The sequence below is a fragment of the Streptomyces sp. NPDC041784 genome (genome assembly GCF_055591025.1).
In genome coordinates, this window is record NZ_JBVJAB010000013.1 from 279,822 (window position 1) to 293,717 (window position 13,896).

The following is a 13,896-nucleotide window of genomic DNA, read 5'->3' on the forward strand; positions in this document are numbered from 1 at the left end:
TACCGTGGACACCATGACCGACGTGGAAGTGGTGCAGCTGCTGGTGTCGCCGTCGCACCGGTTCGCCGGACGGCCCGCGGACGGCCCGTCGGCGGGTCCGGACGACGAACTGGTGCGACAGGTGGAGGTGCGGGCCGGTCTGGGGCTGGTCGGTGACCGCTACTTCGGCCGCCCGGCGCACCGGAACGCCGCCGTGACCCTCATGTCCGAGGAGAACCTGCCCCGGCACGTCAACGCCTCGGCCGGACTGGGGCAGACCCGCCGGAACATCCTGCTGCGGGGCGTCGACGTCGACTCCCTGGTCGGCTCGACGATCGTGCTGGACAGCGGGTCCGGTCCGGTCGCGTTCGCGGTGAACCGCCCGGCGCGGCCCTGCGCATGGATGGACGTCACCGTCGGACCGGGGGCGCAGCGTGCCCTGCGCGGGAAGGGCGGCGTACGGTGCACCCCGCTGTCGGACGGAGTCCTCTCCGTGGGGCGGGCGACGTTCGCCGTCGTCGAGGCGCCGGAGGCCCCGGCGCGGGAGACCTCGTAGCGAGCGCGGAAGGTCTCGTAGAGAGCACCGGAGATCTCGTCGAGAGCACCGGAGACGTCACAGGCCGAGGCGGGCGACGACCCGTTTGCCGACGGCTTCCCGTACGGCGTCGAACTCGTCCGCCACGGCCCTCACGATCTCCAGGCCGTGCCGACCCACCCGCGTCGGATCCGGCGCGCAGGGCAGTGGCAGGACCGGGTCCCTGTCCCACACCACGATCTCCACGGGGGGGCCGGCGACGCGCAGCCGGAGCAGGACCGGGCCGGGGGCGTGCTGGAGGGCGTTGGTCACCAGTTCGCTCACCACCAGCCGGGAGAGGTCCACGGTCCGGGCCGGTACCGACCGTCCGTCCCCTCGTCGGACGCCGGTGAGGAAGTCCCTCGTGAGACTTCGCGCGCGGGCTGTGCAGCCGTCCTCGCCGTCCAGGGCCACCGTCGTCTCGACGGTCGCTCCCGTGACCGGAACCGGTTCTCTTCGAACCGTCCTCATTTCCCCGCTCCTCTGGGCGTTCACTTCCCCGTTCATATCGGTGCGACTACCCACGAACCGGACCACTACGCCCCGGGCGCGCCGCTCACGGGCTCGTCGCTCGGACGGCGGTCCGGGGCCTGCCCCGACCGCGGGTGGGCCCGCACGTACCAGGCCGCGATCGCCGTCACGGCGGCAACGACGGCGAACCCGACGGTGAGCTGGTTCCACCATGCGTAGCCGCCGCTGCTCGGGTATGTGGTGCCGTCGTCGCGTACGCAGTCGAAGCGCGGCGGCAGATAGGAGGCCTGGTGGCCGACGAGGCCCTCGACGGTGTCCCGCGCGAAGCCGTCACGGCAGGCGGGAGCCGGAGAGGAGTTCGCGCCGGACTGGGACTCGTGGACGGAGAGCTGCACCGCCCCGGCTGCGACGAGGTAGAGGCCGAGCGCCCCAGCGGCGAGCATCCACGCGAACCAGCGCAGGGTGTGCGCCGCCCGGTCGGGGCGTCGGCCCGGCAGAGCGAGGAAGACCAACTTGACGAAGATCGCGACGCACCACACGGGGCTCGCGAGCAGCGTCACCATCGCCAGGAGAACCAACACGGCTGGGGCTCGCCTTCTGTCGTGGACCGGACGGTAATCGTCGATCTTGGACGGAAGGGGGCACCCCAGCCGTGACGGAGGTCACAATCGGCGTCACAGGCGCGTCACAGTGACCCGCCCGGCCGCTCGACCGAGGGGGACCGGCCGCTCAGTCCAGGTGATAGCTGTCGCCGTAGACCTTCCAGTCCAGCGGTGGGTCGAGGTCGAGGTTGCCGTTGCGGAGGAAGACGCGCTGGGCGGTGTCGACCCGGCTGGTGTCGCTGTGGGCCTCCTCCTGCTTCATCGCCCAGACGCGCGCGTCCAGGAAGGCGTTCAGGTACGTCGTCTCATTGCCGCCCTGGGCCGGTGGCTTCGCCCTGTTCAGGGCGCGCTTGCGGATGTTGCGGAAGCTGGTGGGGTCGGTGCCGTCGCCGTGCATGACGATGGCGTCGTAGTAGATGAACTGGCCCAGGGTGCGCAGTCCGTCGGTCTTGCCCTGACGGACGGCCGGGTTGAAGTAGACGCGGTCGCGTTCGTCGTTCTGCGCCTGCTTGAACGCGGTGTCCTGGGCGGCCCTGCGCCAGTCCCTGGGGAAGTTCGGGTCGAGTCCGGCGTGGGAGTCGGTGCCGTCGACGGCCCGGAGGGCGGGCAGGTACCTGGCGAGGACGTTGCCGGGCTTGCGGTCGGCGTAGAGCTCGACGAGGTCGAGCATGTCGCCGGTGCCGGAACAGAAGCCGATGATGCCGGCGGTGTAGCCGCGGCCGTCGCCGATGTCCTCGATGTACTGGTACTGGGCCTTCCAGTCGAGCGAGGAGTTCTCCGCGCTCGACACCAGCTTCATGGCGATCTCCTTCTTCGCCGGGTCGTCGAGCCCGCGGACGGCGGCGGGGGCGGCCGTCGCGTGGGAGGCGTCGAGGAGCGGGACGACCGCCAGGGCGCCGGTGAGGGTGAGGAACGTACGGCGGGAGGTACGGGCGAGACCGTCCGCCGACCGGAATACGTGCACCACAGTGGCTCCAGGTGAGGAGTGGGGGGTGGGGTGTCTCTGTGCCGCGGAACTGAGCTGCGGAACCGAGTTACGGAACCGAACTACGACTGACAGGAAAGTTTCCTATCAAGTACGCGACGCAGAAGTAACCCATCGACGACAGGTTCGTACGATCGAACGAACGTCCCCGCGCTCCCGCCAGGCCAGGGCGCGTCAGGGCGCGCCCGGTGTGTCCCCCCGCCAGTCGAACCGGCGGCCGTCGGCATCGCGCCGGACGTACACCGAGCGCCCGCCGGGGCCGTAGCGGCCTATCTCCGTCGTCAGCGCCACCTCGCGCAGGTCGTGCTCGGCCAGGCCCGTGACGTCCAGGAGCAGACCGTCCAGCGGGCCGCCCACCAGTTCGGCGTACGCGCGGTCCGGGCGGGGTCCCGCGTCGTCGTGATCGGCGCCGTAGACCCGGCCCCGCAAGAACTCAGCCTCGTCCATGACCAGCAGCTTCGCATCCACCACTGACAACGGCGCCCGGCGCGGGAGCGGCGGGCCGTGCCCACGAGGGGGCGCGCGGAGGCGTTTGCCGAATTCCGCGCGCCGCAGCGGGTATTCCGTTCCTACACGCACATCACGTGTACGGGGGTGGGGGGCCGACCCGGATGGCAGACATACGCAAGCGGGCGCGGGCACGGGAGGGCGAGTCGGCGCGGGCCCGCCGGAAGCGGACCGTGGGCGCATTACGGGCGGCGGGACGGGACGGGCCCCGGCTGTTCGAGGTGCTGCCCGCGCTCGTCCTGCTGGTGGTGGCCGGGTGCGGCGCGGTCGTGGGGCTGGTATTCGTCGCCCGTGCTTTCGGTGGCCGGGCGTGTGCCCTGGTCGTCGTGGCGCTCGCCGTCGTCGCCGTCGTGGCGGGCCGGCGGTCCCGGTCGCCCGCCCGGCGGCGCGGCGGGCACTACACGCACGAGGAACTGGCGGAGCTGGACATGGCGGAGCTGGTGGTCGCGGTGGCCCGGATGCTGCGGCGGGACGGCTGGCGGGTGCTGCCGCCGCCCCGGCACGACACCTTCCATCTCTTCGCCCGGGACGGCCGGGGGCGGCTGCTCGACGTGGCGTTCCGGCCGGTGGCCGAGCCGCTGCCGGACGAGGAGGCGGCCTGTTCCTGCCGGCGGCCGCGGGTGCGGGCGCGGTCCGGTCCCCCGCTGCGGCTCGTCGTCCACCGGGGCACGTTCACCCACCGCGACGAGGTGTGGGCCGCGCGCGAGGGCCGGACGTTCCTGATCGACGGGCCCCGGCTGCGGCTGTGGGCGCGGGGGACGTCGCTGGCGCAGCTCGTGGCCGGCGCGGCTCCCGAGCCCCGGCGGAGCTGAGTCTCAGCCGGACCGCGGCACGGTCCGCAGGTAGGCGGCGAGGCGGGCGATCGCCGCCGGGTTGCGGGGGCTCTCGACCAGGTCGACGTAGTCGAGGACGAAGATCCTGCGGTGCTTGACGGCGGACACGTTGCGCAGGGGGGCGTAGGAGAGCAGGAAGTCCTTCTTCCGCTCGGCGCTCACGTCCCCGTAGTCGCAGATCACGATGACGTCCGGGTCGCGTTCGACGACGCTCTCCCAGCCGACGGTCGTCCAGGAGTCCCGCACGTCGTGCATGACGTTGGTACCGCCGGCCTCGCCGATGATCTGGTCGGGGGCGGCGAAGCGGCCGGAGGTGAAGGGCTGGTCCTGGCCGCTGTCGTAGAGGAAGACCTTGGGCCGGTCCGCGGCGGCGGGGTTCTCGGCCCGGACGTCGGCCACCTGCTTCTTGAAGTCGGCGACGAGCGCGGCCGCCCGCCGCTCGACGCCGAACAGCTTGCCGAGGTTGGTGAGGTCGGCGTAGAGGGCGTCGAGGGGCGGCATGATGCCGCGCGAGGTGTCGGTGCGGCCGTTGTGGCAGGACTCGGTGAGGACGTACGACGGGATGCCGAGCTTCTCCAGGGCGTCGGGGGTGAAACCGCTGTCCTCGCGGAAGCCGTAGTTCCAGCCGGCGAAGACCAGGTCGGCACGGGCGTCGAGGACGTTCTCCTTGGTGAGCTGGTCCTTCGACAGCCAGGTCACCTTGTCGTAGCCGTCCTTCCAGGGGACGCCGGTCAGGTCGCCCTTGTCGTCGGGCATGGCGAAGCCGGCCATGCGGTCCTCCAGGCCGAGCGCGAACATCAGCTCGGTGATGCCGACGTCGTTGGTGACCACGCGCTCGGGGACCTTGTCGTAGGTGACCTTCCGGCCGCAGTTGGTGAGGGTGACGGGCTTCGCGTCGGCGGTCGGGGACGTCTCGACGGTGGCGCCACAGCCGGTGGCCGTGAAGGCGAGGGCGAGGGCGGCGGCCGGGACGAGGGGACGCAGGGTGGGCACGGGGGATCCTTACGGGAGCAGGTCGAAGAGGAGCTGGACGGTGCCGGTGACGGGATGGCGTACGGGATGGGCCCGGACGCCGAACACCTCGGCGAGCAGGTCCGGACGGAGCACGTCGTACGGGGTGCCGGTGGCGACGATCCGGCCGTCGGCGATGACGTACAGCAGATCGCAGTGGGCGGCGGCGAGGTTGAGGTCGTGCAGCGCGGCGAGCGCGGTCGGTCCGCTGCGCCGGACCAGGGAGAGGATCTCCAACTGGTGGGAGATGTCGAGGTGGTTGGTGGGTTCGTCGAGGACGAGCACGCGCGGCCGCTGGGCCAACGCGCGGGCGATGAGCACCCGTTGCCGCTCGCCGCCGGACAGGGCGAGGTAGCCGCGGTCGGCGAGGTGGGTGACGCCGGTGCTGTCCATGGCCCGGGCGCAGATCTCGTCGTCGGACCGGGCGGTGCGGTCGCGGTGGGGCAGCCGTCCCATGGCGACGACCTCGGCGACGGTGAAGTCGAACTCGGCGGAGGACTCCTGCGGGAGGGCCGCGAGAACGCGCGCGGCGGCCAGGGGCGGCAGGGCGTGCAGGTCGTCGCCGTCGAGCCGGATCGTGCCCGCGGCGGGGCGCAGGGCGCGGTAGACGCAGCGCAGGAGGGTGGACTTGCCGCTGCCGTTGGGGCCGACGAGTCCGACGAACCGCCCGTCGGGCACGGTCAGCCGGATGTCGTCGACGATCCGGGCACCGGCCGCTTCGACCGTCACACCGTCGAGGTCAAGACGCATGGTGTCCTCCGGGACGGGTCATCGTCAGCGGCCTCCGAGCGGCCGGTTGGCGCGCCGCATGAGCAGCAGGAAGGCCGGGACGCCCACCACGGCGGTGATCACCCCGACGGGCAGCTCGGCCGGGGCGAGCAGGAGCCGGGAGAGCAGGTCGGCCCAGACCAGCAAAACGGCCCCGGCGAGCGGGGCCAGGACCAGCACCCGGCGGTGGTCGGCGCCGGCCACCATGCGCACCAGGTGGGGCACCATCAGCCCGACGAACCCGATGGCTCCGCTGACCGCGACGACGGTGCCCGTCACGGCGGCGGTGACGAGGAACAGCTCCCGGCGCAGCACGGCCGGTGGGACGCCGAGGGCGGCAGCGGTCTCGTCGCCCATGGCGAGCGCGTTGAGCGCCTCCGCCCGCCGACGCAGCCAGGCCCAGCCGAGGGCGACGGTGACGGCAGCGATCGGCACCTGGGCCCAGGTGGCCCCGCCGAGGCTGCCCAGCAGCCACATCATCGCGGAGCGGGCCGCCTCGCCCCGGGCCGCGCCGAACACCATCACGGTGGTCACGGCCTCGAAGCCGTACGCCAGGGCCGTGCCCGTCAGGATCAGCCGCAGCGGGGTGAGGCCCTGCGGCGAGCGGGCGGCGGCGTAGACCAGGGCCATGGCGGCGAGGGCCGAGCCGAACGCGGACACCGACAGGGCCCACACGCCGAGGCCGGCGAACGCGCCCATCAGGATGACGGCGTTGGCGCCGACCGCCGCGCCCGAGGAGATGCCGAGGACGAACGGGTCGGCGAGCGCGTTGCGGACCATGGCCTGCACGGCCACCCCGACCGAGGCGAGCCCCGCGCCGACCACGGCCCCGAGCACGACGCGCGGCAGCCGGATCTCCCAGACGATGGTGTACGCGGCGCCGTCCGCGGCGGACACGGTGCCGCCGGTGAGTCCGGCCCACAGGAAGCGGAACACGTCGGCCGCGCCGACGCCCGCGGCCCCGAGGGCCACGCCGCACAGCAGGGAGACGAGCAGGAGCAGGCCGAGTCCGGCGGCGACGGGGGCGAGAGGCGTACGGCTGGGGCTCGCCGTCGGTGGTCGGCGCACGGGCGGGGCGGTCCTTCGGCTGGGGCCGCCTGAGGAGCACGGAGACGGCCCGGACGGCCCGCCGGCCGTGCGGTCCCCCTTCTCGCAGTCCACGGCGAGCGGTCAACGGGTCGCGTACCCACCGTGGGCGATCGGGCTCACGCGGCGGACCCTGGGGTCGCCGCGCACACCGTTGCGGGTCAGCGCCGGACTCTCACCGGACTTCCCCCGCGGGGGGCCCGGGGAGCCTAACAAACCCGGATACCGGCTCTCGGCGCGGGGGGCACACCGCCGCCCGGACCCTCGGGGCCCGGGCGGCGGTGGTACGGCGCTCTCCTGACAGGGACTCAGAAGGTCAGGGAGCCGGAAGGACAAGCGGTCGGCGGATCAGGGAGTCAGCTGCCAGCGCTGGATGTAGCCCACGTCGATGGACGCGCGGTCCTGGACGCGGAGCTTCCAGGTGCCGTTGAGCGGCTGGGCCGAGGCGTCGACCGTGAAGGTCTGGTCGACGTTGTCGGCGGAGCCGCCGCTGCGGTTGAGCAGGGAGTAGACGGTGCCGTTCGGGCCGACGAGGTCGACGGTCAGGTCACCGCGGTAGGTGTGGACGATGTTGACGTAGACCGAGGCGGTGGCGGAGGCGTTGCCGTCGCGGCCCTCGATGGTGACCGGGGACTCCACGGCGGCCCCGTTGTCGGGGATGTCGACGCGGGCGGAGTTGGCGTAGACGTACGCGATCCGCCAGCCGAAGGTGTCCGAGACGGACGCCCCGGTGCTGTCGGTGACCTTGATCGTGACGTCGCCGGTGCCGAGGGTGGTCGGTGTGCCGGTGATCAGACCGCTCGGGCTGATGCTCAGACCGTCGGGCAGTCCGGTCGCCTCGTAGGTGAGGCCGGCGCCGGTGTTGGTGGTGTACGCGTCCACCTGGAGGCTGACCGCCTGGCCGATGCCGCTGATCTGGTCGGCGATCGGGGCGAGGTTGACGCCGAGGGCTATCCGGTTGCCGACGTTGATGCCGGCCCAGGCGTCGGCGACGGCCAGGTAGGTGGGGCTGTAGGCGCCGAAGAGGTCGGCGGCGGCCGACAGGGTGGCGGTGCGGGCACCGGCGTAGTTCGTCGACGAGGTCATGTACGTCGTCAGCGCCCGGTACCAGATCGCGGCGGCGTTCTGGATGCCGATGCCGGTGACGGCCTGGCCGTCGGAGGTCGGGCTGTCGTAGGCGACGCCGTTGACGGTCTTGGCTCCGCTGCCCTCGGAGAGCAGGTAGAAGAAGTGGTTCGCCGGGCCCGAGGAGTAGTGGACGTCGATGCTGCCCAGGGTGGAGCTCCAGTAGTCGCGCGAGGAGCCGTCCTTGGAGGGCTTGTCCATGTAGCGCAGCGGCGTGCCGTTGCCGTTGATGTCGATCTTCTCGCCGACGAGGTAGTCCGGGACGTCGGCGGTGAGGCCGGAGTCGAACTCGACGGCCGCGGCGAAGATGTCGGAGGTCGCCTCGTTGAGACCGCCGGACTCACCCGAGTAGGTCAGGTTGGCGGTGGCGCTGGTGACGCCGTGGCTCATCTCGTGGGCGGCCACGTCGAGCGAGGTCAGCGGGTGGGTGTTGGCCGAGCCGTCGCCGTACGTCATGCAGAAGCAGCTGTCCTGCCAGAAGGCGTTGACGTAGTTGTTGCCGTAGTGGGCGCGGCTGTAGGCGGCGACGCCGTCGTTGCGGATGCCGTTGCGGCCGTGTACGTCCTTGAAGTAGTCCCAGGTGGCCGCGGCGCCGAAGGCCACGTCGACACCGGCGGTCTGCCGGTTGCCCGGGGTGCCGTCGCCCCAGACATCGTTGTCGTCCGTGAAGAGGGTCCCGGTGCCCGAGGTGCCCTGGTTCAGGTCGTAGGTGCGCTGGTTCGCGCGGTCCGGGTCTGCGAGCTGGTACGTCGATCCCGACAGCGTGGAGCCCAGCGGGACCGTGCCGCTGTACTGGCCGGTGCCGCTGCCGGTGTGGACCTTCTCGGCGGCGAGGATCTGCTTGCCGCTGGTCGCGTCGGTGACGACCTGGAGTTCGCTCGGGGTGCCGTCCTCCTGGACGCCCTCGACGACCGTCTCCCAGGCGAGGACCGGCTTGCCCGTGCCGGCCCAGACGACGAGGCGCGGCGCGCGCTCGGTCTCGGTGTCGGCGACCTCGGCGTTCCTCGCGGCCGCGAGCGCCTTGCCGCCGGCGGTCGACGCGGAGAGCTTCGGGGTGAGCGACGGTACGCCGAGGCGCGCGTCACTGGCCCTGGACACGGTGGTCCGGCCGTTCTTGAGGTGGACGACCAGGTCGCCGCCGAGGACGGGCAGCCCGGCGTAGGTGCGCTCGTAACGGGTGTGGGTGGTGCCGTCGGCGTCCTGGACGACGTCCTTGACGACGAGTTTCTCCTGGCCGCCGAGGCCGAGCCGCTGGGCGGTGGCACCGGACGCGGCCTGGGCGCTCTTGAGGAGCGAGGTGCGGCGCGAGGGCGTGAGGGCCACCGGGGCGGATCCGGCCCGGGGCGTGGCGCTGATCGTGGCGGGGCCGGGGTCGGCGGGTGCCGCCGAGGCGAGGCCGGTGGGAGCCCCGAAGGCCAGCAGGGTGCCGACGGTGGTGAGGGCGAGGGCGGTGGCGCGTCTGCGCCGGTGGGCGGGGCGGGGTCGCCGGGACAACGTGATCTCCTTCTGCGACGGTCGGCCCGGGATACGGGCCGAGGTGGGGCGGACCGACGGGGTGCGGCCGGTCCGGACACGGCACGGCAGGCGGGTGGAAGGAGGTGGACGGAGGTGGGGGGTGAGCGACTGAAGTGAAGCCACGTGAAGGAACGGTGAACTTCGGGGAGCAGCCTGACACCGCGCCCACAGGTTTGTCATGGGAATGCCAAGACAACGGCTGGAAATGACCTTGGGCGGCTGGGGATTCGGGACACCGGGCGCAGCTTTTCGGCCTCGGGGTGGAAGGGGAGGGCGCGGGGTCTTGAGCGTGGGGCGTGGCCGGGCCGTGGGCGTGGCTGAGGCTGCCGGCGCGGCCGGAGCCGTCGGCGTAGCCGGGCTGCGGGCCCGGCCAGGCGGACGGCCCGGCCGCGAGCCTGGCCGTCCGCCGTTCGAGTGGTCCGTTTCCGCCCGCCGTCGTAGCGTCGATACAGCACCTCCCCGGGCGATCCGAGGCAGACGGGTCCCGGGACGGGCGGGCGGGAGCGGACATGCGACACACGACGAGAACAGCGGTCATGGTCTGTGCGGCACTGGGTCTCACCGCGACGATCGGCACGGCCTCGGCGGCCCCCGCCGCCTCGCCGCCGGCGGAGCGGACGGTGGCGCGAAAGGCCCCGGATCCCGTCCTCGTCGACTGCTTCTGGCATCCGGAGGTCCGGCCGAAGGACTTCATCCTGGCCTGCGGCGACGGCAACAGCCGGCTGGTCTCGCTGCACTGGGACAGCTGGGGTGCGCGGTCGGCGCGCGCCACCGGGGTCAACGTGGTCAACGACTGCGATCCGTACTGCGCGGTCGGCACGTTCCACCCGTACGCCGTCGAGGTGCGGCTGGACCGGCCGGAGCCGTGGAAGAAGAACCCGCGGGTGGAGCACTACAGCCGGATCACGCTCACCTACTTCGGCGAGCGGCCGGAGCAGTTCGAGCGGGTCGAGTCGTACCCCCTGTGGAACTGACGTACGCCGCTGACGTGCCCCCTGGGGGGCGTGTCGTGCCCCTGGGGGCGGGGGGTCCGGGGCCGCCGGGCGCCCGGCGGCGGTCACTCCATCAGGCCCGCGGCCAGGGTCGCGCCGAGTTCCCAGCAGGCCTCCACATCCGCCTTGGCCGGTTCCCCGGTGACGGTGACGGGATCGGGGGGGCGCCGCCAGCCCAGGCCCGTCGTGACGGTCTCGACGGCGCGCACCGCGCCGGTGACGTCGTTGCCACCGTGCACCCAGTAGCCGAACGGGCGGCCTCGGGTGGTGTCGAGGCACGGGTAGTAGATCTGGTCGAAGAAATGCTTGAGCGCGCCGGACATGTAGCCGAGGTTGGCCGGGGTGCCGAGCAGGAAGCCGTCGGCGTCCAGGACGTCGGAGGCGGTGGCTGCGAGTGCGGCCCGCCGTACGACGCGGACGCCCTCGATCTCCGGCGCCGTCGCGCCCGAGACGACCGCCTCGAACAGCGCCTGGCAGTTCGGCGAGGGGGTGTGATGGACGATCAGCAAGGTGGCCACGGAACCGAACCCTGCCCGCTCCCCCGCCCCGCCGCAAGCGGCGCCGCCGTCCGGAACCCGGCACCACCCGGTGATTTGCTCAACTCCCGTACGACAGCGGTCAATTGACGGCAGAGATCTTCGTATTCCGAACCCTTCTGGGCCAGTCCCGGAGCGTACCGCCCCCTGGCGGGACGCCCTCCGTACGGTCGGGGCACGAGCGGGGCGGGAGGAACCCGGGCCCGTACGACCGACAGGAGGAGCGCCATGGCGAATGTCGAAATCTCCCTCAAGGAGATCATGACCACGGTGGAGGGGGCGGTGGGCGCCGCCGTCGTGGACTACACCAGCGGGATGGCCCTGGGCACCATGGGCGGCGGCAAGGACCTCGATCTGGGGGTCGCCGCGGCGGGCAACACCGACGTGATCCGCGCCAAGGTCCGCACCATGGAACACCTGGGCCTGAAGGGCGAGATCGAGGACATCCTGATCACCCTGGGCAGCCAGTACCACCTCATCCGGCTCGTCCAGGGCCGCCAGGGGACGGGGCTGTTCCTCTACCTCGTCCTGGAGCGGGGCCGTTCCAATCTGGCCATGGCCCGCCACCAGCTCAAGCGGATCGAGGCCGACCTCGAGGTGTAGACATCCGGACGATCCTCGGCTTCGCACACCCGTGACTTGCAGATTTCTTCATCTCGACACATCCAGATCAACGCATGACCGGGGTGTGCGGAGCCCGCAGCCACGAGGATCGTGACGCAGGACCTCGCGCGCGGCGGCGTACGGAGGCGGGCCGCCGCGCAGCCGAGCACCACTCACCGAACGCGGCAGGGAGCGAGCGATTGACCATGCAGGTCCCCCTCTACCAGGCCAAGGCCGAATTCTTCCGCATGCTCGGGCACCCGGTCCGTATCAGGGTCCTCGAACTGCTCCAGAGCGGCCCCGTCGCCGTGCGGGACCTGCTCACCGAGATCGAGATCGAACCGTCCAGCCTCTCCCAGCAGCTGGCGGTGCTGCGCCGGTCGGGGATCGTGGTGTCGATCCGGGAGGGCTCGACGGTCAGCTACGCGCTGGCCGGCGGTGATGTCGCCCAGCTGCTGCGGGCGGCCCGCCGCATCCTGACCGAACTCCTCGCGGGGCAGAACGAGTTGCTCGCCGAGCTGCGCCAGGCCGATCCGCAGTCGCCCGATCGACCGTCGCCCGATCCGCAACTGCCCGTGCCACAGGGCGGCGGGGCCAGGACCTGAGGACGCCCTCCTGACGGCGGCCCCCGGCGGGGCACCCGGCCTCGCCGCCGCCGTCTTCAGGTTCGCTTCAGGTCCGTCGTGGACGTTGATCCGTATGCACGGACACCGACCACGCACCCCCGAAACCGAGCGCAGCCGCCGCTGGTTCATGAACAAGGCGCTGCTCGCCGGCGAGTCGCCGCGATGGCGACCATGACCGGCTGCTCGTCGAACCCCTCCGGCACCGCCGCCACCGCCGCGTCCTCCGGCGCACCGGGAGGCATGCCGTCCGGCATGCCCTCCGGAGGACCCGGCGGCGGGGCCGGAGGGATGGGCCCCGGAGCGAACGAGGTCAAGTACGCCGACTTCGTCGGGGTCACCACCGACGGCAAGGTCGTCGACGACCTGTACTCGATCCACTCCACGGACGTCTCCACCGACAAGGTCGTCAAGGCCGCGCAGGCCTTCCTGGACGGGCTGACGTCGAAGGAGCGCAAGGCCTCCGTCTTCGAAGTGGACGACGACGAGCGCCGACGGCCGGGACGCTGGCGGTGAAGCTGTAGCGGCCGAGCAGGCTCCGGATCCTGCCCCCGACCAGCGGTGGAGGCAGGGGCGGGAGGCCTCTCAGGGCGCGTTGACCCGGAAGTTCTGGCTGTTGGTGTTGCTGGCGCCGGGGCTGTTGATGTTGTTGTTCGTGTTGATGTTGTTGTACATCGGGATCAGGCCGCTGAGGCTGATGGGGGGGATGGACGGTCCGCCCCCGTTCCCGCCGTTCCCGCCGTTGCAGTTGGGGCCGGGGATGTTGACGGTGTCACTCGCTGAGGCGCTGAGGCCGCCTCGGATATCGATCACGGTGGCGGTGTTGGTGACCGTGCAAGGAGCGTCCGTGGCCACGCTCATGAGCACTTCGATCGTGTAGCCGCCTCCAGCGGCGATGGAGCTGTCGGTTTCGCACTCAACCCTGGTGCGTGCGTTGTTGAGAAAACACGAAACCCCGCCGCCGGTGGTGTTCTGGGTGATCGCGATCGATGTGCCGGTGAGCCCTGCGGGGAACGTGTCCGTCATCCGCGTCCCGTCAGGGTGGGTCCCCTGGTCGCCGGGGTTGGTCACCGTGATGGTGAAGATCCCCTGCCCGCCCCGGGGGAAGTCCCCCGAGTGGGTCTTCGTGATTGCCAGCTGGGCCTGCGCGTAGGCGGGGGTGACCCCTACGGCGAGCAGGGCGACGCCCAGCCCCAGGACGGTGCCGAGGGCGGCGAAGCGCCGCCTCAAGGTGTGGATGGCCATGGTGGGGTTTCTCCTTGTGGTGTGGAGGTCTGCCGTGATGCGGCTCCGGCCGTGACGGACGGGGAGCTCCGCTCAGGCGGGACATCTGCACACACAAGAACGCGATGGGGGACGGCTTAATTACGGCTGCGAAGCCGGTGTCACTCGATCGCCGCGGGGTGGTACGGCATACCTGCGTGTGGGGCCTTCGCCCCCTCAGCAGGACGGCGCCTACGTCCGCCAGGAGTGTGCGGCCTGGCACGTCCCGATCCCCCGGGCGCGCCGATCTCCACCAGGGACTGCTCGAACTGGCCTGCAGCCTCATATGCCTCCGCTGCCTGCGAACCTCATTCTGAAACGATCAGTTAGAGGTCGTTTTCATCTTGAATGCTGTGCTTTGAGTTGGTTCATTCTGTCTCTCGGAGTGTTGCTGGTGGGTCTGTGGAGGCGGCTCTGCTTGGT

Annotated in this window: 16 protein-coding genes; 6 read left to right on the plus strand and 10 right to left on the minus strand. The window is 71.7% G+C overall.

Features of this window, described 5'->3' with window-relative positions:
- Nucleotides 1-13 precede the first annotated feature (13 nt).
- The gene (locus ACZ6D7_RS27690) at nucleotides 14-535 is read left to right on the plus strand and encodes a molybdenum cofactor biosysynthesis protein (RefSeq protein ID WP_469496160.1); all 522 of its coding nucleotides are present in this window, start codon (nucleotides 14-16) and stop codon (nucleotides 533-535) included.
- A 57-nt stretch (nucleotides 536-592) separates the two neighbouring features.
- Here the strand turns inward: ACZ6D7_RS27690 and ACZ6D7_RS27695 are convergent, their stop codons facing one another.
- From ACZ6D7_RS27695 to ACZ6D7_RS27710, 4 genes are all read right to left on the minus strand, one after another.
- Nucleotides 593-1,024: an ATP-binding protein gene (locus tag ACZ6D7_RS27695; RefSeq protein WP_469496163.1), complete on the minus strand. Its 432-nt coding sequence runs from the start codon at nucleotides 1,022-1,024 to the stop codon at nucleotides 593-595.
- A 65-nt stretch (nucleotides 1,025-1,089) separates the two neighbouring features.
- The gene (locus tag ACZ6D7_RS27700; RefSeq protein WP_469496166.1) at nucleotides 1,090-1,605 is read right to left on the minus strand and encodes a hypothetical protein; all 516 of its coding nucleotides are present in this window, start codon (nucleotides 1,603-1,605) and stop codon (nucleotides 1,090-1,092) included.
- A gap of 148 nt (nucleotides 1,606-1,753) precedes the next feature.
- Nucleotides 1,754-2,593, minus strand: a complete 840-nt coding sequence (locus ACZ6D7_RS27705) for a chitosanase (protein WP_469496169.1) — start codon at nucleotides 2,591-2,593, stop codon at nucleotides 1,754-1,756.
- A 192-nt stretch (nucleotides 2,594-2,785) separates the two neighbouring features.
- Nucleotides 2,786-3,058, minus strand: coding sequence for a hypothetical protein (locus ACZ6D7_RS27710; protein ID WP_469496172.1), 273 nt, complete (start codon nucleotides 3,056-3,058; stop codon nucleotides 2,786-2,788).
- 164 nt (nucleotides 3,059-3,222) lie between these two features.
- Between ACZ6D7_RS27710 and ACZ6D7_RS27715 the strand changes: the two genes are divergently transcribed.
- A complete protein-coding gene (locus ACZ6D7_RS27715; RefSeq protein WP_469496175.1) occupies nucleotides 3,223-3,930 on the plus strand; it encodes a hypothetical protein in 708 nt (235 codons plus the stop codon).
- Between the two features lie 3 nt (nucleotides 3,931-3,933).
- On the opposite strand, the gene ACZ6D7_RS27720 is transcribed toward ACZ6D7_RS27715, so the two are convergent.
- The 4 genes from ACZ6D7_RS27720 to ACZ6D7_RS27735 all read right to left on the minus strand — a co-directional run bounded on the left by ACZ6D7_RS27720 (nucleotide 3,934) and on the right by ACZ6D7_RS27735 (nucleotide 9,435).
- Nucleotides 3,934-4,935, minus strand: a complete 1,002-nt coding sequence (locus ACZ6D7_RS27720) for an ABC transporter substrate-binding protein (RefSeq protein WP_469496214.1) — start codon at nucleotides 4,933-4,935, stop codon at nucleotides 3,934-3,936.
- An 18-nt stretch (nucleotides 4,936-4,953) separates the two neighbouring features.
- On the minus strand, nucleotides 4,954-5,712 hold the full coding sequence (locus ACZ6D7_RS27725; RefSeq protein WP_469496177.1) for an ABC transporter ATP-binding protein: 759 nt from the start codon (nucleotides 5,710-5,712) through the stop codon (nucleotides 4,954-4,956).
- Between the two features lie 24 nt (nucleotides 5,713-5,736).
- Complete coding sequence (locus tag ACZ6D7_RS27730) at nucleotides 5,737-6,798, minus strand: FecCD family ABC transporter permease (RefSeq protein WP_469496180.1); 1,062 nt, start codon at nucleotides 6,796-6,798, stop codon at nucleotides 5,737-5,739.
- Between the two features lie 366 nt (nucleotides 6,799-7,164).
- Nucleotides 7,165-9,435, minus strand: coding sequence for a M4 family metallopeptidase (locus tag ACZ6D7_RS27735; RefSeq protein WP_469496184.1), 2,271 nt, complete (start codon nucleotides 9,433-9,435; stop codon nucleotides 7,165-7,167).
- A gap of 530 nt (nucleotides 9,436-9,965) precedes the next feature.
- Between ACZ6D7_RS27735 and ACZ6D7_RS27740 the strand changes: the two genes are divergently transcribed.
- The gene (locus ACZ6D7_RS27740) at nucleotides 9,966-10,430 is read left to right on the plus strand and encodes a hypothetical protein (protein ID WP_469496187.1); all 465 of its coding nucleotides are present in this window, start codon (nucleotides 9,966-9,968) and stop codon (nucleotides 10,428-10,430) included.
- Between the two features lie 83 nt (nucleotides 10,431-10,513).
- Here ACZ6D7_RS27740 and ACZ6D7_RS27745 read toward each other — a convergent pair whose 3' ends face one another.
- Nucleotides 10,514-10,966, minus strand: coding sequence for a flavodoxin family protein (locus tag ACZ6D7_RS27745; RefSeq protein ID WP_469496189.1), 453 nt, complete (start codon nucleotides 10,964-10,966; stop codon nucleotides 10,514-10,516).
- A gap of 246 nt (nucleotides 10,967-11,212) precedes the next feature.
- Here ACZ6D7_RS27745 and ACZ6D7_RS27750 point away from each other — a divergent pair, with 246 nt between their 5' ends.
- The 3 genes from ACZ6D7_RS27750 (at nucleotide 11,213) to ACZ6D7_RS27760 (ending at nucleotide 12,726) form a co-directional block, all read left to right on the plus strand.
- On the plus strand, nucleotides 11,213-11,587 hold the full coding sequence (locus tag ACZ6D7_RS27750; RefSeq protein ID WP_469496192.1) for a hypothetical protein: 375 nt from the start codon (nucleotides 11,213-11,215) through the stop codon (nucleotides 11,585-11,587).
- 206 nt (nucleotides 11,588-11,793) lie between these two features.
- Nucleotides 11,794-12,192, plus strand: a complete 399-nt coding sequence (locus ACZ6D7_RS27755; RefSeq protein ID WP_469496216.1) for an ArsR/SmtB family transcription factor — start codon at nucleotides 11,794-11,796, stop codon at nucleotides 12,190-12,192.
- Between the two features lie 183 nt (nucleotides 12,193-12,375).
- Nucleotides 12,376-12,726 carry a hypothetical protein gene (locus ACZ6D7_RS27760; RefSeq protein ID WP_469496194.1) on the plus strand — a complete coding sequence of 117 codons (351 nt, stop codon included), beginning with the start codon at nucleotides 12,376-12,378 and terminating at the stop codon, nucleotides 12,724-12,726.
- A gap of 69 nt (nucleotides 12,727-12,795) precedes the next feature.
- Here ACZ6D7_RS27760 and ACZ6D7_RS27765 read toward each other — a convergent pair whose 3' ends face one another.
- Nucleotides 12,796-13,455, minus strand: coding sequence for a hypothetical protein (locus ACZ6D7_RS27765; RefSeq protein ID WP_469496196.1), 660 nt, complete (start codon nucleotides 13,453-13,455; stop codon nucleotides 12,796-12,798).
- Nucleotides 13,456-13,896: the final 441 nt, after the last annotated feature.

Bases quoted from the DNA above. Each gene is read 5' to 3' on its own strand.
- ACZ6D7_RS27690 (WP_469496160.1), top strand. From the start codon at position 14: ATGACCGACGTGGAAGTGGTGCAGCTGCTGGTGTCGCCGTCGCACCGG.
- ACZ6D7_RS27695 (WP_469496163.1), bottom strand. From the start codon at position 1,024: ATGAGGACGGTTCGAAGAGAACCGGTTCCGGTCACGGGAGCGACCGTC.
- ACZ6D7_RS27710 (WP_469496172.1), bottom strand. From the start codon at position 3,058: ATGGACGAGGCTGAGTTCTTGCGGGGCCGGGTCTACGGCGCCGATCAC.
- ACZ6D7_RS27715 (WP_469496175.1), top strand. From the start codon at position 3,223: ATGGCAGACATACGCAAGCGGGCGCGGGCACGGGAGGGCGAGTCGGCG.
- ACZ6D7_RS27725 (WP_469496177.1), bottom strand. From the start codon at position 5,712: ATGCGTCTTGACCTCGACGGTGTGACGGTCGAAGCGGCCGGTGCCCGG.
- ACZ6D7_RS27740 (WP_469496187.1), top strand. From the start codon at position 9,966: ATGCGACACACGACGAGAACAGCGGTCATGGTCTGTGCGGCACTGGGT.
- ACZ6D7_RS27750 (WP_469496192.1), top strand. From the start codon at position 11,213: ATGGCGAATGTCGAAATCTCCCTCAAGGAGATCATGACCACGGTGGAG.
- ACZ6D7_RS27755 (WP_469496216.1), top strand. From the start codon at position 11,794: ATGCAGGTCCCCCTCTACCAGGCCAAGGCCGAATTCTTCCGCATGCTC.
- ACZ6D7_RS27760 (WP_469496194.1), top strand. From the start codon at position 12,376: ATGGCGACCATGACCGGCTGCTCGTCGAACCCCTCCGGCACCGCCGCC.
- ACZ6D7_RS27765 (WP_469496196.1), bottom strand. From the start codon at position 13,455: ATGGCCATCCACACCTTGAGGCGGCGCTTCGCCGCCCTCGGCACCGTC.